We start from the raw sequence: 21,188 nt of genomic DNA on the forward strand, positions 1-21,188 counted from the left end.
GCCTTTTGCGTGTTCAGACAAAAAAGGCTTTATTACTTAAAAATTACGATACAATGTTGGATATTTTTGAAAGAATAAAAGAAAATCCAGGACCACTTGGACAATTTGCAGATTATGGTGAAGGCTATTTTATTTTCCCAAGATTAGAGGGACCTATCGGCCCGAGAATGCAATTTCAGGGGAGAGAAGTAATTTTCTGGAGTGCCAATGATTATTTAGGGTTGTGTAATCACCCTGAAGTAATAGAAGCGGATGCAAAAGCGGCTGCAGAATATGGAATGTTCTATCCAATGGGAGCAAGAGCAATGTCTGGAGAAACAGATCAGCACCTTCAGTTGGAAAGAGAATTGGCAGACTTCGTAAAAAAAGAATCAGCATATCTATTGAATTTCGGTTACCAGGGAATGGTTTCTACCATTGATGCTTTGGTAAGCAGAAATGATGTTATTGTTTATGATATGGATTCTCATGCCTGCATCGTGGATGGAGTAAGACTTCATTCCGGTAAAAGATTTACCTACAAGCACAATGATATGGCAAGTCTTGAGAAAAACCTTCAAAGAGCAACCAAGGTAGCTGAAGAAACAGGAGGAGGTATTCTTGTGATTACGGAAGGTGTTTTCGGGATGAGAGGACAACAGGGAAAAATCAAAGAGATCTGCGACCTTAAATCAAAATATCAGTTCAGACTTTTAGTAGATGATGCTCACGGTTTCGGAACACTTGGAACAACAGGTGCGGGTGTAGGTGAAGAGCAGGACTGTAACGATCAGATTGACGTGTATTTCTCAACTTTTGCTAAATCTATGGCAGGTTTCGGAGCATTCCTTGCGGGTGACAAAGAAATCATCAGATATCTGAAATTCAACCTGAGATCACAAATCTTTGCAAAATCTCTTACGATGCCAATGGTAATCGGAGGATTGAAAAGACTTGAGCTATTGAGAACAAGACCTGAGATCAAAGCTAAACTTTGGGAGAATGTTTACAAACTACAGAACGGACTTACAGAAAGAGGATTCAATATTGGAGACACTAATACTTGTGTAACTCCGGTAATGATGCAGGGAACTCCGGTAGAGGCTACTCTATTGGTAAAAGATTTAAGAGAGAATTACGGTATCTTCACTTCTGTAGTGGTATATCCGGTCATTCCGAAGGGAATGATTCTTTTAAGGCTTATTCCTACCGCTTCCCATACGGATGCAGAGATCAACGAAACTCTGGCAGCGTTTGAAGCAATTCATGATAAATTAGTAGGTGGCTACTACAAAGAGCAGGAACAAAAATTACTGCAGGAACAAGGATTAAGTTTTAAACCGATTTAATCTTAAAAATAAAAAAAAGCCACTGATTGATTCAGTGGCTTTTTTATTTAATAACTATAAAGCAAATGAAACTTAGAGGTTACACACTGGGAATTTTATCAGCCGTTTCATATGGTTTGATTCCTATTTTTATCCTGCCTGTTAAGCAGGCATACTTTTCAATGGATATCACGCTGTTTTACAGATTTTTCTTTTCGGCTCTAATGGTGGGAGGATATTTGCTGTATTCCAGAGAAAGTTTTAAAATCAATAAAAAAGAAGCCTTAATTCTGGCCATCCTTGGAATCTGCTATGCCCTTTCTTCAGAGTTTCTGTTTTTAGGATATGATTTCCTCACGCCAGGAATTGCTTCTACCGTTTTATTTATTTATCCGATTATTGTAGCACTCATCATGCTTTTCTTTTACAAAGAGAGATTGACCAGGCTATCGGGAGCATCTTTACTTCTTGCTTTCGCTGGAGTCATTGTTTTATGTTTAAAAGGAAACGGACTGGAAATTAATTTTGCAGGATTGGGAATTGTAATGCTTAGTTCATTGTTCTATGCATTATATATGGTCATTGTCAACAAATCGAATATCAAGGTTTCCGGATTTAAGCTTACGTTTTATTCTATGCTTTTCACCTCAATGTTCTTTATGACCAAAGCTTTGATGGCAAATGAATCGTTTGCTATTCCTTCAACAGAAATTTTTATTAACTTCATTATTTTTGCATTTCTTACTACAGTTATTTCCAGCTTATGTTTGGTATTTGCGATCAAATATATCGGATCTACTCCTGTTGCTATTTTAGGAGCTTTGGAGCCTGTAGTTGCTGTACTGATCAGTGTCTTGATGTTTCATGAAAAATTTACGCCTAATTTGCTCATCGGGATTACTTTAATTCTTTTTGGAGTTACCCTGAATGTCATTGGTGATCAAAAGAAAATAGGTCATGCTTAACCTGATATAAAAAATAATATAAAAGCCGGGCTTCTTTAGGAGTCCGGCTTTTTGTATAACTTTAGCAAGTATTTTTCTATAATTTTGATTGAGCTTCTGCAAGACTTACCGTTTTTCCCAGTGCTCCAAATTCATGCAAATCTCCAAAAACTTCAATACGGATCGACTGATCAATTCCTCCTACTTTTAAAGGATCAAATCCTGCATTTCTAATAACATCTTCTATATCTTTGTCAACTGAGGTATCATCTGAAGCATAAAACAATACTGCTTTTTCAGGATTACTGTTGGAAGCTCCCGCAAGACTTCCTGCACCCAATGTTCCAAATGCCTTTACCAGCTTAGCTCCCTGAGGAAGCACAGCTCTGTTGAGTTCTCCTGCAGATTCTTTTTCTCCGATAATCTTTTTAAATCCTCCATTTCCATCCGGAGTAATAGGATTGGATACATCAATAATGATCTTCCCTTTCAGAATATTCCCATGATCATTGAAAAATTCTTTGAAAGCACCAAACCCTATTGCCGGAATAATAATATCTGCGGTATTGATTGCCTGATCAATATCCATACTTTGGGCAAAACCATTGGACTGTTGAGCAAAACCAGCGGACTCTTCATCATTTCTTGATGCTACAATCACGTTACGGTTATTATTAACCAAATCATCTGCAATTGCTTTTCCAATGTTACCAAGACCAATAACGGCCACTTTTTTTAATGTTTCCATTTTCTTTTGATTTTTAATAAATTATCTATGTCAAAATTAGTAGGAAAGCCATTCAAAAAAAGACAAACTAGTTTAAGAACTCATCTTGACATTTGGTAAGGCGAATGATGAAACTAGTTTCATATAAAAATTAGTTTTTTATTCTTCTCTGCCGGATTTTGCTTAAAAACTGTGGTGTGATTCCAAGATAGGAAGCAATCTGTGTATTGGGAAGCCGATTCGCCAGGTGAGGATAATGTTTGAGGAAAAACTCATATTTTTCTTCTCCCGTAGCACTTATATTTTGAAGCACCCGATTTTGCAGTTCAATAAATTTTTGCTCAATAATTACTCTGAAATTTTTGTCAAATTTAGGATAATAGGTGTAAAGAAACCAAAGGTCATTTTTTTCAATCTGTAGTACAGTAGAAGTTTCCAGTGCAGCAATGTATAGTTTACTGGGCTTTTTATTATGAAAACTGTCTATATCTACAATCCAGTCGTTTTCTACAGCAAACTGAAGATTGTGTTCTTCTCCGTTACCATGTATATTGTACATTTTTAAGCAGCCGGAGACTACAAATGTATAATACTGGCAAATCTCGTTTTCTTTAAGAATAAACTGTTTTCGCTTGATTCTTCTTTCAACAAACCGTTCATTCAATACCTCAATTTCATTCTTTGAAAGCGGAATATAGCTTTTAAAATATTCTATAAGCGGAGTGGTTTCTTTTGACATTGTAAATAAAATGTACTTGTTGTATAAATTTTTAGTAAATCATTATTACAATATATCAAAAAAACTGAACATTATAGGAATGAAAGACTCCCAAAAAACAAGTATCTAAAAATATTTTTACATTGTTCTTTTTTGTATCATAAATAATAAAATGCCACACAGGAGTTCGTAGAAGTGAGCTTATTGATAAAATAATATCATATTAAGCTAAAAAAATATTATGCTGGAAAACATTTAAGAAAATAAATCCTTTACTTTCTGGCATAACAAAATTTATCTGATTATATTGCATTGGTCTATTAATAGGTGTTTCCCCCACTGAACTGACCCATGTATATACTTTTAAAAGCCGATGAAAGAATTGCAAAAACTTACCAAAGATCAATTATACAAACAGCTCAAAGATAAATCGGAAAATCTATATAGCATCGCTCATGAAGCTTTGGAAAATAATTTTTTCAATGAAAGCTATTTAGATGAAGAAAGTCTTGCCGAATTTCTCGAAATGCTGGATGATGAAACAGCAGAAAAGATCAAAGATGCTTCTCTGTATATCAACAATGAGGATAATGCACCTGAAATTGTTCTCATAGAAAATGAAGACAGCATTTCTCTTGAATTAATTACCTCTGAAGATGAAGGATACAAAATAATTCTTATAGAAGGTGACCTTCGGTTATCCAAAAAACTGTTTGTGGAAGACTATATTGTTCTTATTGTTACCGGTAATATACAGGCTGAAAATATTATCGTCAACGGTTCATTATATTGCTCTGGAAATGTTACCTCAAAAGTATTGTTTGGTGCTTCAGGAAATGATAATGAAACATATATCGGAGGAAGCATTATGACTTCTCTCATTGCAGAAAACGGACATTACACGGTGGCCGAAGGAAATATTTATTCCAGATACTTAATCAGTTTTCATAATGAAATAATAGGGAAAACCGGAAAGTTTATTGAAAATATAAGCCTTGAAAGACCTGGTGAAATCGGATTGCTGAAAGCTGAAATTCTTGATGAAGACGGATATTTTGACGAAGATGCTTTCTTAACATTTATTGACAGCTATTCTCCGGATGCTTTGTTTAATAAACCTTCTAATTTATTCTAAAATAATTTGCTGCTTCTATGAATTGGAAATAAGAAGAATCAAGAAAATCGAATAGTAATAAAATGCAATATCTCTAAAGACTTTTCCTCACTGTTTATAATCAGGAGAAAAAATTTTTTTCTAAAAAAACTTTGGAATAACTTTGCAAAAAATTTCTGTTGAAAGACCTGCTTCTTATTACTCCGCCGTTTACCCAACTTAATACTCCTTATCCTGCAACAGCTTATATAAAAGGTTTTTTAAATACCAAGAATATTTCAAGCTATCAGGTAGATTTGGGGATCGATGTTATTTTGGAATTATTTTCAAAGGATGGAATTCAGAAGGTTTTCAATAAAAAAATTGACCTCCTGAACACCTCTGAAAACTCTCAGAGAATCTATGCCTTAAGAGAGGAGTATTTAAAAACAATAGATCAGGTTATTACTTTTTTACAGGATAAAACTCCTACACTGGCAAGACAGATCTGCAGCATGAACTTTCTTCCCGAAGCTTCCCGTTTCAACCAGCTGGATGATATGGAATTTGCTTTTGGAAATATGGGACTTCAGGATAAGGCCAAGCATCTGGCAACTCTGTACCTGGAAGATATTTCCGATTATATTGTAGAAAATATTGATGCTGATTTTGGCTTCAGCAGATATGCAGAACGCCTTGGAAAAAGTGCCAATTCTTTTGATGAATTATATTCTAAACTATCTGGTGAACCTACATTTATAGATGGGTTCACTTTAAAAATTCTTCAGGAAAAAATTGAAGCTGTTCAGCCAAAGCTTGTTTGTTTTTCCATTCCGTTTCCTGGTAATTTGTATTCCGGATTCAAATGTGCCCAATGGATCAAAAAGCATTATCCTCACATTAAAATTGCTATGGGAGGAGGATTTCCCAATACGGAATTAAGAGAAGTCAAAGATCAGAGAGTATTCGAATTTTTTGATTTTATTACTTTAGATGATGGTGAACTTCCTCTGGAACTTCTTTACCAGAATTTAGAAATTGCATCTGAGGAAGGTGAGTTTAAAAGAACTTTTCTTCTCGAAAATAAAGAAGTTGTCTACAAGAACAATTCTAAAAGACATGACTTCAAACAGTCTGAAGTAGGAACTCCTGATTATACAGATTTAAAACTTGATCAATATATTTCCGTTATCGAAATTGCCAATCCGATGCACAGTTTATGGAGCGACGGAAGATGGAACAAACTGACCATGGCACACGGATGCTACTGGGGGAAATGTACATTCTGTGATATTTCTTTAGACTATATTAAAATCTATGAACCTATCTCTGCTAAGATTCTGGTAGATCGAATTGAAGAATTAATCAAAACAACCGGTGAGACAGGATTCCATTTTGTAGATGAAGCAGCACCACCAGCTTTAATGAGAGAGGTTGCTCTGGAAATTCTCAGAAGAAATCTTGTGGTTACGTGGTGGACCAATATCCGTTTTGAAAAAAGCTTTACCCGTGATTTATGTTATCTCCTGAAACTTTCGGGATGTGTTGCGGTTTCCGGTGGTCTGGAAGTGGCCAGTGACCGATTGCTGAAGTTAATTGATAAAGGAGTTTCTGTGGAACAGGTTGCTAATGTAACCAGAAATTTTACAGAAGCAGGAATTATGGTTCATGCTTATCTGATGTATGGCTACCCTACCCAAACGATTCAGGAAACAGTAGATTCTCTGGAAATGATTCGACAGATGTTTGAGATGGGAATTCTTCAAAGTGGATTCTGGCATCAGTTTGCGATGACTGCTCACTCACCCGTTGGAATGAGCCCTGAAGATTTTGGGGTAGTTCCGGTAAAACAGGAAATTTTGTTTGCCAATAATGATATTGACTTTAAAGATAAAACCGGAATCGATCACAACAAGTTCAGCTTCGGATTAAAAAAATCTCTGTTCAATTATATGCATGGAGTAAATTTCGAGTTACCGCTTCAGGAGTGGTTCGATTTTAAAATTCCAAGAACAACCATTCATCCGGATTATATTCACGACTGTCTTTTGGAAGATGGACAGTTTAGTCTGAAAGCAAATTCAAAAGTTGTCTTTTTGACCAAAAATGTAATCGCTGAGAATCGCGTAAAAAATAAAAAGAAATATTCTGGTACGTATACGCTTCTTACATTCCACCTAAAAACCAATATTGTGAAGGTAGAGCTGGAACAGGAAAAGGCAGAATGGCTAATGAATGTATTGGAAGAGAATGCTATTGAAAACTCTAAAAAGCCTACAATTCAACAACTTAAGAGTCAATTTGAAGAAAATTTCGATGATTTTGAATTATTCTGGTTCTCAAAACCGATACAGCAGTTGAAAGAAAATGGGGTGATTTTAAGTTTATAAAAATTTCTGCTTTTTTCTCAGAGATTTTTAAAAAAACATAATTTTCTATAAATTTTTCTTTTTCTGAACGAATTACATCTGTTTCTATAGAATTATAATCTCCCACAGCTTACACGGATTTACACAGATTTTTATTTAAGAGAATAAAGTTTTTTTTCATTTCGAAAAAATCAAGTCCAAATTTTTAACTACTATATATAAACCGGCAAAATATTACCATCCTCTGGAGAGTGGCGAAAATTCAAAGAATTTTTGACGAGGTGGTTTAAAGTAAATTATATAAGTTTTGGCTAAAGCCAATGGAAATTTGATCCTTAATAAATAAACGGGCTAAAGCCCGTTTCTATTGATATAAAAATATATTTCTTTTAATTAGGCGTTTCTTTTGTTACAGTCCCCACTGATACTTTCTCCTGTATTTTAATAAAATTAGGATCCATAATCGCCATACGTTCAGCTAATGCTTTATAGGTTGGGAATTTTAAAATAGAAGCTCTCCCGGACATTTCCTTGTATATGGTAAATGACTTCCCTCCTGCTGTTTTTAATTGCTTTGTGGTCGTGATATATCTACCGATAAGTTTACTCTTAGCATCATAGATTTCAATGTCTATTGGAGTCTTATCCATGATGGTATCTTCTGAGCCAAAACTCACAGGAAGATTCGTAAAATATCCTACCGGAACACCATTACTAAGAATCTCTCCTACTTTATTGACCTCAATATTCATCTTATCAATTTTCTTTCTGATAGCATACGCATCTTTCGTTTTAGTATCCAGCTTTCTTTTGGGTACATTTGAAAAAAGTTCATCGAGATTTTTGACATTGATTCCTTTGTTATCAATGATTTTAAGATCTTTAACTGAAGTAAAGACGGCAGATTTTTCTTCTCCGGAAAATGCAGAAGGTGATGAATAATCAATTTCGATTGTTTTATCCCTGTTATATACTCTGTTGACACTGATATAGCTGTCGCGAACAGAATCAACGATGCTTTTATCAATGAATTTTATCGTATAGAGCGGAGTCTCTTTTAAATCCATAAAAGTATATTCGCTGGATTTGTTGGAGAGCTTAGCTACCGGAATACCGTCAAGATTAATAATTCCTCTCTTGGTTTTAATATTCTGAGCATGGAGGAAAACACCCAGAACTGTAAAGAATATGATTATGCCTTTCTTCATACCATCAGACTTTTACATAAATAAAAAAAGTGTAACACAAAGTTACACTTTCTTGAAAATATATTTAGCTTTTCATTTAATTATTCACAAAGGATAATACCTTTATTATGATTAAATTCTACAACACCGCTTTTGATAGCATAAGCAAAAACAGAGTCTTTTCCAGTTTCTTTAGTGAAGTTTTTAGCATAAGCCTCATCAATAGAATTAGCAAAAAGCTTTACATCACCTCCGATTAAAGAAGAAACAATTCCTGCGTGGTTTTTCATGATGTGAAATTCACCATTTTTTCCAGGCAATAATACTGAGTCTACTTCTCCTTCAAAAACTACGTATTCTGGTGTTAAAATTTTTATATTCATTTAATTTAGATTAAAAGATTAAAAGATTGAAGATTAAAAGATTTTTGACAAACATTATATGTCTCTCATCTCATGTCTAAAAATCTTATGTCTAATTATTAAGCGTTTTCAGCTAACATTTTTTGTCCTGCTTCGATAGCTTCTTCGATGGTTCCTTTCAAGTTGAAAGCTGCTTCTGGTAAGTGATCTAATTCACCATCCATAATCATGTTGAATCCTTTGATAGTATCTTTGATGTCTACCAATGATCCTGGGATACCTGTAAACTGCTCTGCTACGTGGAAAGGCTGAGATAAGAATCTCTGAACTTTTCTTGCACGGTATACAACAGCTTTATCTTCTTCAGAAAGTTCTTCCATACCAAGGATTGCGATGATATCCTGAAGAGCTTTATATCTTTGAAGGATTTCTTTTACTCTTTGAGCACAATTGTAGTGATCATTACCTAAAATTTCAGGGTTTAGGATTCTAGAAGTAGAAGAAAGTGGATCTACCGCTGGATAGATACCTAATGAAGCAATCTTTCTGTCAAGTACTGTAGTTGCATCCAAGTGAGCAAACGTAGTTGCAGGAGCCGGGTCAGTTAAGTCATCCGCAGGTACGTATACCGCCTGTACTGAAGTAATTGAACCATTTTTAGTTGAAGTAATTCTTTCCTGCATCGCACCCATTTCAGAAGCAAGTGTAGGTTGGTAACCTACCGCTGATGGCATACGACCAAGAAGTGCAGATACCTCAGAACCAGCCTGTGTAAAACGGAAGATGTTGTCTACGAAGAAAAGTACGTCTCTACCTTGTCCGCTTTCTCCACCATCTCTGTAGTACTCAGCCAATGTAAGACCAGAAAGTGCTACTCTAGCTCTTGCACCTGGTGGCTCGTTCATCTGTCCGAAAACGAATGCAGCTTTTGAATCTTTCATAGCTTCTAAGTCTACTTTAGAAAGATCCCAACCTCCGTTTTCCATAGAATGCATGAAATCATCACCATACTTGATAATACCTGATTCCAACATCTCTCTCAAAAGGTCATTTCCTTCTCTCGTTCTTTCACCTACTCCAGCGAAAACAGAAAGACCTCCGTGTCCTTTTGCAATATTGTTAATCAACTCCTGGATCAATACTGTTTTACCTACACCAGCACCACCGAACAATCCAATTTTACCTCCTTTTGCGTAAGGCTCAACTAGGTCGATTACTTTAATACCTGTAAATAAAACTTCTGCTGAAGTTGATAATTGATCAAATTTTGGAGCTGGTCTGTGAATTGGAAGACCACCATCCTTAGAAATATCTTGAAGTCCATCGATAGCATCACCAACAACGTTGAATAGTCTTCCGTTTACTGCCTCTCCGATAGGCATCATAATAGGATTTCCGTATCCAATTACGTCTTGCCCTCTTTTAAGACCGTCAGTAGCGTCCATTGCGATACATCTTACTGTATCTTCGCCAATATGTTGTTCTACCTCTAAAACTACTTTTTCACCGTTTTCTTTTGTAATTTCTAACGCGTCATAGATTGCTGGAACAGCTTCCACATCTGTGAAGACAACGTCGATTACCGGACCAATAATTTGAGAAATTTTACCTTTAATTTGGTTTGCCATTGCTAAATTTTTTCTTGGTGCAAATATAGTGATTCTTCATAAACCCGCAATTGGTAAAAAAAAGATTTTTATCATGCTTTTGAAGAGATGAATGAGTTTGTCATTTACTATGTAAAATTCAATATTTATCATTATATTTAACAGCAAATTTGCAATTCATTAAATTGTTATTATAGTATTATATAATGTAGGATTTTTTTCAAAATTTTTCATTTTCAAATTTTCAGATTCCCTCCGTTACATTAAAAATAAAGGTTTTATATTTGCAATCAAAATTTTTCCGTTTTGAAAGTTTTCAAGAATTTTACAGATTACTCCTCACAGAAGCCTTTAGCATTGTCTTTAGGAATGTTTGACGGGGTACATCTCGGGCACAAGAGTATTATCGATGAACTGACTAAAATAGGTACAGAAAATAATCTGGAAACAGCAATCCTTACGTTCTGGCCTCATCCAAGATTTGTTTTTAATCCTAATGAAGATTTAAAACTTCTGAATACACTGGAAGAAAAGAAACAACTGGTTGAGAAATATGGCATTGATAATTTGTTCCTGAAAGAATTTGATGAAGAATTCAGAAATCTGACCGGAGAAGAATTCGTACGCCAGATTTTAGTTGATAAACTTAATGTAAAGTACCTTATTATAGGATACGATCATTCTTTCGGAAAAAATAAAAGTGGAAATTTTGAGCTTCTTCAGAAATTATCAAAAGAACTGGATTTTGAAGTAGAACAGATGGAAGCGATTAATATTCATGAAAATAATATCAGTTCCACAAAAGTACGTAATGCCCTGTTAGCAGGAAATGTTAAAGAGGCCAATGAAATGCTGGGATATTCCTACTCTGTTTCAGGAACTGTAGTTCATGGAAAAAAGATTGGGAGAACCATCGGATATCCAACAGCCAATATTGACACTGAATCTATCAAGCTATTACCTAAAAAAGGAGCTTATATTGTAGAAGTATTCGTAAAAGGCAACCAATATAAAGGAATGCTGAGTGTGGGAACCAATCCCACGGTAAACGGAGAAAAACTAACTGTGGAGGTTTATATCCTTGATTTTGATGATGATATTTATGAAGAAAAGATTACGGTAAGTTTCAGGGATTTTCTTCATGATGAAATCAAATTTGAAGGTCTTGACAAATTGATTGAAAGACTGGATGAGGATAAAAGATTAACACAAATATATGAATTCAAGGAGTAATAATTTTGACTTTCTAAGGCTTATTTTTGCAAGCTTTGTTGTCATTTCCCATTCCTATGCTCTTTCAGGAGCGCCTCATGGTGATCTACTGTCACAACTTACCAACGGCCAGATGGAATTTTCTTATCTGGGAGTTCATGGTTTTTTTATTATCTCCGGATACCTGATTTTTAAAAGCCTGCTTCGCTGCAAAAGTCTTCCCGATTTTTACTGGAAAAGACTTTTAAGACTTTTTCCGGCACTATTAGTCGTACTTTTTCTTACGGTTTTACTGGCACCTGCAGTGTATGAAAATACTGTTCCTTACTTACAGAACAAATCTGTTTACACTTATATTCCTCAAAATATCACTTTATTTTTCCGTCAAAAAGGTATTGATGGAGTTTTTGAAAACAATCCTTACAAACACAGTATCAATGGGAGTTTGTGGACTATATGCTATGAATTCAGCATGTATGTCATGGTTTCACTACTCTTCTTTATCAGGGAAAAAACATTTGTGAAAACAGTTGTCATTCTGCTATTTATATCAAGTTATCTCTTAAGTCTTTTTCATCCCTATTTCCTTCACGGATTATTCATGAAAATGGAACTGGGAAGTAATCACTTTTACAATCTGATGTGCTTTTTCGTCGGAGGAATGATCATGACTTACCTGAATACCAATAAAAGAACAGAAAACATTCTTATTATTCTTTCTTTCACTGTTCTTATTGCCAGTGTATATTTAAATATTAATCAGTATACCTGCTATATTACCCTGCCTCTGCTGGTAATTCTTCTTGGGAAAAACTCTACCCGATATCTTAATAAAGTTGGAGATACTATCGGAGATACTTCTTATGGTATTTATATTTATTCTTTCCCTATACAGCAGACGCTGATGTATTTCTTTAAACTGGATACAGCTATGTTATTTATAATTTCATTACCGCTATCTATTCTGTTAGGATACGTTTCCTGGCATCTGATTGAAAAGAAAGCATTAGAATATAAAGATTTATTAACAAGAAAGGCTATTCTCACTGAATAGCCTTTTAGTTTATTTTAATACTTTTAAGTAGATTTTCTGGGTTTCATTGTTCAGTTTCACATTGGGGAACTGTTTGTCATAATCAATGAAGATATCACCCTTTTCATCTGCTTTTCCATTTCCATCTGAGTCCCAGCTTATGGTTACATAGTATTTTGCCGGACCAGCAGGTTTTGGATTGATTTTACTTTCAGCATCTTTTGGCACCGGAAGATCAATAGTGAATGGTACAGATTTCTGCTCAAATTCTTTCTCTGTAATTAAGCTGGCAGGAGCATCAGCCAGTTTTTCATCCATTCCGTACAGGCTAACCTTTAGTTTTGGATTTTTAATGGTAAAATTCTCCACTCCTGAAAATTCTATTTTAAGATTTTCAGAGGAAGCGGATGCTGCGGATGCTTCAGGAGTTGTAGTTTCTGTAGTACTTTTCTTTACCGGATTGGTACAGCTTGATAGCAGAAATGCACCTGCTGTTGCGAATAATAAAAGGTGGTTTCTCATTTGTTATTTATTTTATTAAGATTAAATATATTATTTCACCGGTAATAGATAACAAATTTCATACCTCAATTTATTTTATTTACTATAAAGAATTTACTTCATTTTGAGCCTTCTTGGTAAGAGATTTAAAAACCAGATCATAGGATTGGTCAATAAGTTTAAAGATCAAATCTCTTTTCAGTCCATCTACTGCCACGGAATTCCAGTGGGTTTTGTTCATATGATAAGCACCTGTGATCTGAGGATATTGCTCACGAAGCTCTGCACTCCACTCCGGATCTGTTTTTACATTGATTGCTAACGGCTGTCTTTCAAGACCCATCAGTAAAAACATTTTGGTATCTACTTTAAGTACAAGTGTTTCGTTATCAAACGGAAAACTTTCCGTAACTCCTTTTTTGGCAAGGCAATAGTCTAAAATTTCGTTGGCATCCATATTCAATATGAGTAATGAGTGATCAGTAATTCGTAATGATTAAATGATATAATTCTTTAATCTTTGATTCAAATTTAGTAAATTTAAGAAAGAAATAATCTCACAAAATCGCAATTATTATGAAAGCTCTGGTAATAGGTGCTACAGGCGCTACAGGAAAAGATCTGGTGAATCAGTTACTCAATGATAAAGAATTTGATGAAGTAGATATTTTTGTCAGAAAACCTGTCAATATTCAGAATGATAAACTGAAAGTTCATGTGGTGAATTTTGAAAAGCCTGAAGAATGGAAAAGTATGGTGAAGGGAGATGTGGCGTTTTCATGTCTGGGAACTACCTTAAAAGATGCCGGAAGCAAAGAAGCCCAGAAGAAAGTAGATTTTGATTATCAGTATGAATTTGCAAAAGCCGCAAAAGAAAATGAGGTGGAAGATTATATTCTGGTATCTGCTTATGGTGCAAATCCGCAGTCTAAAATTTTCTATTCCAAGATGAAAGGTGAACTGGAAGAGGCCGTAAAACAATTGCATTTCAACAAGATTACCATTTTTAAGCCAGGAATGCTTGAACGAAAAGACTCTGAAAGAACCGGAGAAGTATTGGGAAGCCGCATTATTAAATTTGCGAATAAACTTGGGCTGTTAGAAAGTCAAAAACCTTTGCCGACCGATATTCTGGCAAAGGCCATGATCAATTCTTCGAAAATAAAAAGTAATGGCTATTCGAGTATCAAGCTGGGGAACATTTTCTGCTTTGCAGAGAAGAGTAATGAATGATTCGGGATGCAGGATTCGAGGTAATACGTTTCGTGTTAAAAGGGATTACCTATTTTGTTGTTTTACTGCCCATTTTCTGTCCTAACTTTTCATATTCAATATCATTAGGTTCCCAAAGCTCTATTTTATTTCCTTCAATATCCATGATATGGACAAACTTTCCGTATTCATAAGTCTCTATCTTATCAACCACGCTTACATTTTCTTTTTTTAACTGTTCAACCAGTTTTTCAAGATTTTCCACTCGATAGTTAATCATAAAATCTTTCTCAGAAGGCTGGAAATACTTTGTTTTTTCACTGAATGGGCTCCATTGACTGAATCCTTTTCTAGAATTATCAGCACCCTGAAACCATTCGAATACAGCTCCGTATTCATTGGTATTGAGCCCAAGATGGTTTTCATACCATTCTCTCATTTTCTTAGGATCTTTACATTTAAAAAAGATGCCTCCAATACCGGTAACTTTTTTCGTATCATCAAATTTGTTTCCTGTAACAGCTTTAAAAGCAAATCCCAACATGAAAGAGGCTAAGACACAAAGGATAAAAATTATTTTCTTCATAAGATGAATTCATTGGATATAAAAATAAAAAAAGTGGATGTAAAACACACCCACTTGTAAAAATATATATTTTTTATCTTTATTTCAGATACTTTGTAATCGCCTGATCTGTAGGATTTGTAGTACTTACAAAAGAATCAATCAGTTTTCCGTTTTCGTCCACCAGGAATTTCGTAAAGTTCCAAAGGATACTTGTATTTTTTACTCCGTTTAATTCTTTCTCTGTTAAAAATTTAAAGATTGGTGCGGTATCATCACCTTTTACAGAAACTTTAGCAGCCATAGGGAATGTTACTCCATAGTTTTTCTGGCAGAAAGCTCCAATCTCAGTATTGGTTCCAGGTTCTTGTCCTCCGAAGTTATTAGCAGGAAAACCTATAACTACCAATTTATCTTTATATTGCTCATATACCTTCTCAAGATCTGCATACTGAGGGGTAAACCCACATTCTGAAGCTGTATTAACAATCAGGATTTTTTTTCCTTTGAAATCTGCAAAATTGATTTCTTTGCCATCAAGACTTTCTACTTTGAAGTCATATATTGTTTTTCCCATAAGTTCGTTGGTTTTAGCTTTTGAAATTTCACTTTTTTGATTGAAGCAGCTTTGCAGAAATGCCATGAAAGAAAGCAGCAGTAAAAAAATCTTTTTCATGTCTTATAAGTTTATGCAGAGAACTGCAGTTGAATTAAAACTTAAAAATATTAGCCGGGAATACTTTATTAATGTCTACTCTGTTTAATAACATCACATAATCTCCATCTTTTTTAGCACTTGAAGATTCAATTCTGAAAGGCATTACAATGTTTCCAACTTTTTTAAAATCAGAATAGATCAATGTTTCATCTTTTTTCACTTCTTTGATCAACATATAAGTTTTTGTATCAAAATAGTACATATTCTTATTCACATTCTTGGTAAGTTCTACCTTATGGCAGTAGATCTCTCCTACTTTTTCTTTTCCAAGGTATTTGGCATCAAATCCTTTATTTTCCCAATCAATGAAGTCATTATCAAAGCTTTCCGGCACATATTCAGGATATTCCTGAAGTTTGTTGGCCGCATAATTCATAGCATATCCTTTGGTACCATCAAAACCTTCAATTGCGGTTTCTTTTCCTCCGGTAGTAATCAATGTTTTAGTAAGATTTGGACGTTGCTGGAAAATTCTTATCGGATATTCATCTTTAATTCCCAGGATTACTTTTCCCTGAAGCAATACTGAATTTAACAGTTTCCAATTGGTTAACCCTCCGGATAATTCAATATTTTTGTCAATAATTTCCTTTGCGGTCTGTCCGAATATCACATGCGAAAATATCAGTCCAAATACTAATAATAACTTCTTCATTAATTTTATTTATAAATTCAAATATAGGGGGATTTATGTAAAATTGCAAAAACACAAAACAATTAAAAGGTCAATTTGTTTTGCTCATTCTTCTGATTTTAAATTAACTTCCGGGCTTTTTCCAGATCTTCCGGAGTATCAATGCCTACTCCTACAAAATTGGTTTCTATCATTTTGATTTTCATTCCATATTCAAGATAACGGATGCATTCAATCTTTTCTGCTATTTCCAATGGCTTCATAGCCAGCTTTGAAAATAGCAACAAGGCTTCTTTCCTGAAAGCATATACTCCAATATGTTTAAAATAACTTACATCATAAGAAACTTCTCTGTGAAAAGGAATTACGGAACGGCTAAAATACAAGGCAAAACCATTATTATCAGTAATCACTTTTACATTATTCGGGTTTTCAATTTCTTCTTTTTCATGCAGTTGTATTTTTAAAGAAGCTAAAGATATTTCCTGTTGGTTGTCATTTCTGAAAACTTCAATCAGCTGACATAAAGGTTCTAACTTAAGGAAAGGTTCATCTCCCTGAACATTGATCACGATATCACAATCTATATTCTGTACTGCTTCAGCAATACGGTCGCTTCCGGTCTCGTGCTGTCCTGTCATTACGGCTTTTCCTCCGTTTTTTACGATTTCATCAAAAATAATTTCAGAGTCTGTGGCGACAAATACTTCGTCAAACAGTCCGGTTTCCACAACATTCTGATAGGTTGTGGTAATTACGGTTTTTTCTCCTAAAATCTGCATTAATTTCCCTGGAAAACGGCTTGCTTCGTAACGCGCAGGGATGACAGCGATTATTTTCATTCAATACAATATTAAGTAATTCTTTTTAAATCAGGAGGTTCCATTCCGGCATTTATAAAAGCCAGGATAAACCTTTTATCCTGAGACCAAATGTAGTGAAAAGTATCTTATTTCCTCTACAAAACAGAGATTTCAGAGTTTAAAAAGAGAGTTTTACGCCTACCATATTGTATTCCCATTGGCGGGATGCAGTGAAGTTGAGACTATATTTTGTCTTTCCTATTGTTCCTTCTGAAGAAGTATATCTGCTTTTTGAGATTGTTTTTCCTATAAAATATCCCATTAATAAGGCTAACGGATAGTCTGAAGCCCAGTGAACTTTACTTTGCATCATTTGAAAGCATAATGCTCCTGCCAGTGTATATCCTACAGGTTTGATCCATTTGGCATCCGGATAGTTATCTGCAATAACTGTGATCCCAGCCATAAAGGTAGTTAAATGTCCTGATGGCATTGCATCATAATTCGATGTATTTTTACTGAATGCGGAGAAACTTGGAAATGGATTCCACGCGCCTCCTTTATGCCCATATTCTTCGGCAATAAATGGACTTTCTCTTCCGGTAATTCTTTTAAGGGTTTGAGTGAAAACTCCGGAAAGAATTAAACTTTCCATCAAACCACTCGCTGTAGCCTGTGCTCTGTAATCATTTTTAATCAATCCATAGGTACCAAAACCAATTCCTAGTAATACTAATGTGGAGCCATTTCCTATGAGATACAGAGTAGATCCGATATCTTTCGGAATTTTAAATACACCTCCGACTTTGTGGTAGTTATTATCCTTATCCATTCCCCATTGTTCTGCAAGCTCTCTTGAGTTGTCAATCAGTTTCTGATCAAATGGCAGAAGAATCAAAGTTGCCGCAACAGCACCTCCCAGATAATAAGCATGATCTTTGGCTACAAAGTCTTTATTGGTATCGATAAAGTTTCTGGGTAATTTGGTTACAAAATCTAATAATTTAGGTTTAGGATAGGTTCTGACAGATCCGTCTTTTAGGGTGTAAGTTTGTACTTTTGGCAATCCAAGTTCCTTTGGAAGCTCATTTACCTTCAATGTATCAACCTCTTGTGAGCATACCAATATTGAAACTGGTAAGAGTAGAAATCTCAGTTTTTTCATCGTGTAATTTTCGACTTTATTATATTCAGGTGTGTAAAAGTCTCAAAGATAATTCCTTGTTGTGTGTCGTACAAAGAGATTATTTAATTTTTAATATTTATTTAATTTTTTGATTAATAAACACAACTTCAATGCAAATATTTGATCAGAAAAATAATTCCATACATCCAGGAGATATAGAGAAAAGAATAAAAAAGTCCGAATCCAAAACTTTTTAGCAAATTGCCCTTGCATTTTCCTGAGTTTTTGAAAACCAACCTTAAAGCTCTGAAAAAAATCCAGTACAAGATAGCTCCTAATAATAATACAGACGACCAAAAGAAAAGACCAAAAAAGTAGGAAAGAAAAATGAGTAGAATTGAAACTACAATCCATAAAAGAATTGATAAAATAATACCTCCTATTCCATCACCAACAGCTGGTGGATCAAACTCAAAACCATCAAGTTTTGGTGTTTTATCAGCATATCTTTGTATTCTTTCTTTGTTTAAAATATTTCCGATATTGTCTTTTAGTTTCAACCCAAAATATAGTCCCAACGTAATAAATAGGAAAAATGCTCCAGCCAAAACAGAGGTTGATAAAATTGAATTCTGAAATAGTGAACGATGAGATCCTTTTCCTGAAAGCCAAACACTGAGAATCACTATTACAATGATTGCCAGCGTTGAAAAAAACACATATTTTGTTTTAAGAAAGAATTTCTGTGAAAGTTTCATGGTTTCATAAGGTGTGTAAAAAATGTTTCGACTTTGCTCAGCGTGACACAATTAAACTCATTTTGTTTTTAACAGTGTCATGCCGGACAGAGTCGAAGCATTTATATTTTATGTAAAGATTACTTTAATTTGTTCAAAGCACTTTCCAGTTTTGGAAGCATTACTTTAATCTCATCTACAGCTAATCCTCCTACAGAAGCACGGAACCAAGGTTCAGTTTTTTCTTCTCCGAAGGCTGAGAATGGCACTAATGCTACTCCTGCTTCATTAATTAAGTAGAATACCAGGTCTGAAGAGTTTTCAATTACTACGCCATCTGGTTTTGTTTTCCCGATATAATCTAATTTAATAGTAAGATAAAGAGCTCCCATTGGTTCAATACTGTCAACAGCCAATCCTTTTCCTTTTAAGTCCTGAACTCCATTGTGAAGTACTTTTAAGCTGTTTTCAAGTTTAGCTTTAAAATCATTCACGAAAGTATCTACATTCTCTGAATTTTCATAGAATTTAGCCGTCGCTTCCTGCTCTGGTTTTGGTGCCCATGCCCCAACGTGAGTAAGAAGCGCCTTCATTTTATCAAGGATATGAGCAGGCCCGAATCCCCATCCAACACGTACTCCTGTTGCTGCAAGGCATTTTGAAATACCGTCGATATAGATAGTGTAGTCTTTCATTTCAGGGAAAAGAGAAACTGGATCTACGTGCTCAGCACCGAATGTAAGGCAAGAGTAGATCTGGTCATACATTAAGTATAAAGGTTTTTGATTTTCCCCTCTTTTTTTGTTTTCAGCAATGACCAATTCGCAGATCTCAGAAAGCTGTTCTTTTGTAAACATGGTTCCTGTAGGGTTCAAAGGAGAACATAAAGCTAATAACACAGCTCCATCCAAATGAGGTCTTAAATCATCAGCAGTCGGAAGAAAATTGGTTTCAGGCTTTGTCTTTACTTCTACAGCATTGGCTGAAGTAAGGTAAGCATAGTGATTATTGTTCCAAGATGGTGTAGGATATACTACTTTATCTCCTTCATCTACGATCGTTTTGTATACAGCATAGATCAAAGGTCTTGATCCTGCAGTAATCAGGATATCTTCAGGAGAATAGTCAAGATTCCATCTTTTTTTAAGATCTTTGGAAACTTCTTTTCTTAAAGATAAAAGTCCGTTGGCAGGGGGATAGTTCGTCAGATTATTCTGATATGCTTTCTGAATCTCTTCCTTCAATAATGTTGGAATAGGATAGATATTAGAATTCAGATCACCAATAGTAAGATTGGCAATTTCTGCTCCTTTTGCTTTTAGATCATTTACTTCGTTACCAATTTTTACAATTTCAGAACCGATCAGGTTCGCTGCTAATTTTGAAACTTTCACTTTTTCTTATTTTAAATTTATATTATCGTTCTCCATGAATCTTCTCATATATTTGATCTACCGGTGTTTGTGCATCAAAAAGGGTGATTACTTCTTTTGCTTTTTTTGCCGTGTTGGAATTCGGATATTTTTTGATCATCCTGTTGAATTCCGCTCTGTTTTCATCGTTTAGTTTTCCGGTTTCTTTGTCTGGTTCTCTTTCGTAGGTTGGAGTATTATCCATTCCCAAAAGATAATCAGACAAATAGTAGTTATAGTCTTGTTTTACAGTCTTTATCAGCTTGCTTTCAGGATATTTATTCATAAAATTTTCCCAGAACATCAGCCTGTCGCCTAGTTGCTCCCAGCTGATTATCAATCCTGCATCTGCTGCATAATTAGCTTCACTTTCTTTATCCGTTTGTGAAATATAAGCTTCATAATCCGGAGTCAGTTTATTTTTAAAAAGAGAAGAATAATATCCCGGAATGGTCCATATTTCAGTCATTCCTTCTCCTACTTCTCTGAATTCAAGACCTGCTTTCTTTAGTTCTGAAGCTATTTTTTTAACGTTATCCGGAAAGTTGTACTGATCCTTATCATAGTTATAATAATTCGCATATTTATCCAAGACATCAGTATGAAGATTCATCAGACATTCTGTATACTTTCCTCTTATTTTTAAATAATCTTCGTATACTCTGTCATTCTGTTCCGGACTGTTAGCTGCCATCTCTTTTTCGATTTTGGTACGATACCATTGAAGAGATGTAATATAATCCTCCGTTTTGTTAGTGGATGAACAAGCTGTGTCTATGGGTTTGTACTGATCTTCTTCGGATTCAGTTTTGGTAATCGAATCGTTTACCTGTTTTACTTCTGAAACTGTAGTTTCCTTTTTACAGGAAACTACAGCTGCAGATAGTATGCATATTGCTATAACTCTTTTTATCATCTGCT

At 34.8% G+C, this 21,188-nt stretch carries 22 protein-coding genes; 7 read left to right on the top strand and 15 right to left on the bottom strand.

Annotated features, from left to right (window positions below; genetic code table 11):
• Positions 1–56: 56 nt before the first annotated feature.
• The gene (locus REB14_RS00565) at positions 57–1,328 is read left to right on the top strand and encodes an aminotransferase class I/II-fold pyridoxal phosphate-dependent enzyme (RefSeq protein WP_185117024.1); all 1,272 of its coding nucleotides are present in this window, start codon (positions 57–59) and stop codon (positions 1,326–1,328) included.
• Positions 1,329–1,393: 65 nt separating this feature from the next.
• Positions 1,394–2,272 (top strand): DMT family transporter, encoded by an 879-nt coding sequence (locus REB14_RS00570; protein WP_309521225.1) that lies wholly within the window; start codon positions 1,394–1,396, stop codon positions 2,270–2,272.
• Between the two features lie 76 nt (positions 2,273–2,348).
• Here REB14_RS00570 and REB14_RS00575 read toward each other — a convergent pair whose 3' ends face one another.
• Together REB14_RS00575 and REB14_RS00580 are read right to left on the bottom strand one after the other, a co-directional pair.
• Positions 2,349–2,999 carry an NADPH-dependent F420 reductase gene (locus REB14_RS00575; protein WP_309521226.1) on the bottom strand — a complete coding sequence of 217 codons (651 nt, stop codon included), beginning with the start codon at positions 2,997–2,999 and terminating at the stop codon, positions 2,349–2,351.
• Between the two features lie 130 nt (positions 3,000–3,129).
• Positions 3,130–3,717 carry a Crp/Fnr family transcriptional regulator gene (locus REB14_RS00580; protein ID WP_309521227.1) on the bottom strand — a complete coding sequence of 196 codons (588 nt, stop codon included), beginning with the start codon at positions 3,715–3,717 and terminating at the stop codon, positions 3,130–3,132.
• A gap of 352 nt (positions 3,718–4,069) precedes the next feature.
• Here REB14_RS00580 and REB14_RS00585 point away from each other — a divergent pair, with 352 nt between their 5' ends.
• Positions 4,070–4,831 (top strand): hypothetical protein, encoded by a 762-nt coding sequence (locus REB14_RS00585; RefSeq protein ID WP_079241817.1) that lies wholly within the window; start codon positions 4,070–4,072, stop codon positions 4,829–4,831.
• A gap of 158 nt (positions 4,832–4,989) precedes the next feature.
• Entirely contained in the window at positions 4,990–7,179 is a 2,190-nt protein-coding gene (locus REB14_RS00590; protein WP_309521228.1) for a B12-binding domain-containing radical SAM protein, read from the top strand.
• Positions 7,180–7,547: 368 nt separating this feature from the next.
• Here REB14_RS00590 and REB14_RS00595 read toward each other — a convergent pair whose 3' ends face one another.
• The 3 genes from REB14_RS00595 to atpD all read right to left on the bottom strand — a co-directional run bounded on the left by REB14_RS00595 (position 7,548) and on the right by atpD (position 10,335).
• Positions 7,548–8,366 (bottom strand): hypothetical protein, encoded by an 819-nt coding sequence (locus tag REB14_RS00595; protein ID WP_034697750.1) that lies wholly within the window; start codon positions 8,364–8,366, stop codon positions 7,548–7,550.
• An 80-nt stretch (positions 8,367–8,446) separates the two neighbouring features.
• A complete protein-coding gene (locus tag REB14_RS00600; RefSeq protein WP_034697749.1) occupies positions 8,447–8,728 on the bottom strand; it encodes a FoF1 ATP synthase subunit delta/epsilon in 282 nt (93 codons plus the stop codon).
• A 98-nt stretch (positions 8,729–8,826) separates the two neighbouring features.
• Complete coding sequence (atpD, locus tag REB14_RS00605; protein ID WP_034697748.1) at positions 8,827–10,335, bottom strand: F0F1 ATP synthase subunit beta; 1,509 nt, start codon at positions 10,333–10,335, stop codon at positions 8,827–8,829.
• Positions 10,336–10,620: 285 nt separating this feature from the next.
• Here atpD and REB14_RS00610 point away from each other — a divergent pair, with 285 nt between their 5' ends.
• Together REB14_RS00610 and REB14_RS00615 are read left to right on the top strand one after the other, a co-directional pair.
• Positions 10,621–11,547, top strand: a complete 927-nt coding sequence (locus REB14_RS00610) for a bifunctional riboflavin kinase/FAD synthetase (RefSeq protein ID WP_034697746.1) — start codon at positions 10,621–10,623, stop codon at positions 11,545–11,547.
• Positions 11,531–12,580, top strand: coding sequence for an acyltransferase family protein (locus REB14_RS00615; protein ID WP_309521229.1), 1,050 nt, complete (start codon positions 11,531–11,533; stop codon positions 12,578–12,580). The genes REB14_RS00610 and REB14_RS00615 overlap by 17 nt, the downstream gene beginning before the upstream one ends.
• 9 nt (positions 12,581–12,589) lie before the next feature.
• Here the strand turns inward: REB14_RS00615 and REB14_RS00620 are convergent, their stop codons facing one another.
• Together REB14_RS00620 and REB14_RS00625 are read right to left on the bottom strand one after the other, a co-directional pair.
• Positions 12,590–13,081 (bottom strand): hypothetical protein, encoded by a 492-nt coding sequence (locus REB14_RS00620; protein WP_079241820.1) that lies wholly within the window; start codon positions 13,079–13,081, stop codon positions 12,590–12,592.
• A gap of 82 nt (positions 13,082–13,163) precedes the next feature.
• Entirely contained in the window at positions 13,164–13,517 is a 354-nt protein-coding gene (locus tag REB14_RS00625) for an MmcQ/YjbR family DNA-binding protein (RefSeq protein ID WP_079241821.1), read from the bottom strand.
• A 119-nt stretch (positions 13,518–13,636) separates the two neighbouring features.
• On the opposite strand from REB14_RS00625, the gene REB14_RS00630 reads away from it, so the two are divergent.
• Positions 13,637–14,293: an NAD(P)H-binding protein gene (locus REB14_RS00630; protein WP_309521230.1), complete on the top strand. Its 657-nt coding sequence runs from the start codon at positions 13,637–13,639 to the stop codon at positions 14,291–14,293.
• Between the two features lie 49 nt (positions 14,294–14,342).
• On the opposite strand, the gene REB14_RS00635 is transcribed toward REB14_RS00630, so the two are convergent.
• From REB14_RS00635 to REB14_RS00670, 8 genes are all read right to left on the bottom strand, one after another.
• The gene (locus REB14_RS00635) at positions 14,343–14,858 is read right to left on the bottom strand and encodes a VOC family protein (RefSeq protein WP_309521231.1); all 516 of its coding nucleotides are present in this window, start codon (positions 14,856–14,858) and stop codon (positions 14,343–14,345) included.
• 79 nt (positions 14,859–14,937) lie between these two features.
• A complete protein-coding gene (locus tag REB14_RS00640) occupies positions 14,938–15,513 on the bottom strand; it encodes a glutathione peroxidase (RefSeq protein WP_079241824.1) in 576 nt (191 codons plus the stop codon).
• A 34-nt stretch (positions 15,514–15,547) separates the two neighbouring features.
• The gene (locus REB14_RS00645) at positions 15,548–16,210 is read right to left on the bottom strand and encodes a hypothetical protein (protein ID WP_034697731.1); all 663 of its coding nucleotides are present in this window, start codon (positions 16,208–16,210) and stop codon (positions 15,548–15,550) included.
• Between the two features lie 98 nt (positions 16,211–16,308).
• Positions 16,309–17,031, bottom strand: coding sequence for a 3-deoxy-manno-octulosonate cytidylyltransferase (gene kdsB / locus REB14_RS00650; RefSeq protein ID WP_079241825.1), 723 nt, complete (start codon positions 17,029–17,031; stop codon positions 16,309–16,311).
• A gap of 139 nt (positions 17,032–17,170) precedes the next feature.
• The gene (locus tag REB14_RS00655) at positions 17,171–18,157 is read right to left on the bottom strand and encodes a phosphatase PAP2 family protein (RefSeq protein ID WP_079241826.1); all 987 of its coding nucleotides are present in this window, start codon (positions 18,155–18,157) and stop codon (positions 17,171–17,173) included.
• Positions 18,158–18,285: 128 nt separating this feature from the next.
• Positions 18,286–18,876 (bottom strand): hypothetical protein, encoded by a 591-nt coding sequence (locus REB14_RS00660; protein WP_309521232.1) that lies wholly within the window; start codon positions 18,874–18,876, stop codon positions 18,286–18,288.
• A gap of 119 nt (positions 18,877–18,995) precedes the next feature.
• Positions 18,996–20,249 (bottom strand): pyridoxal phosphate-dependent aminotransferase, encoded by a 1,254-nt coding sequence (locus tag REB14_RS00665; protein ID WP_079241828.1) that lies wholly within the window; start codon positions 20,247–20,249, stop codon positions 18,996–18,998.
• A 22-nt stretch (positions 20,250–20,271) separates the two neighbouring features.
• Positions 20,272–21,183 (bottom strand): tol-pal system YbgF family protein, encoded by a 912-nt coding sequence (locus REB14_RS00670; protein WP_309521233.1) that lies wholly within the window; start codon positions 21,181–21,183, stop codon positions 20,272–20,274.
• Positions 21,184–21,188 lie beyond the last annotated feature (5 nt).

This window comes from Chryseobacterium metallicongregator (assembly GCF_031324065.1).
Taxonomy (GTDB): Bacteria; Bacteroidota; Bacteroidia; order Flavobacteriales; family Weeksellaceae; genus Chryseobacterium; species Chryseobacterium metallicongregator.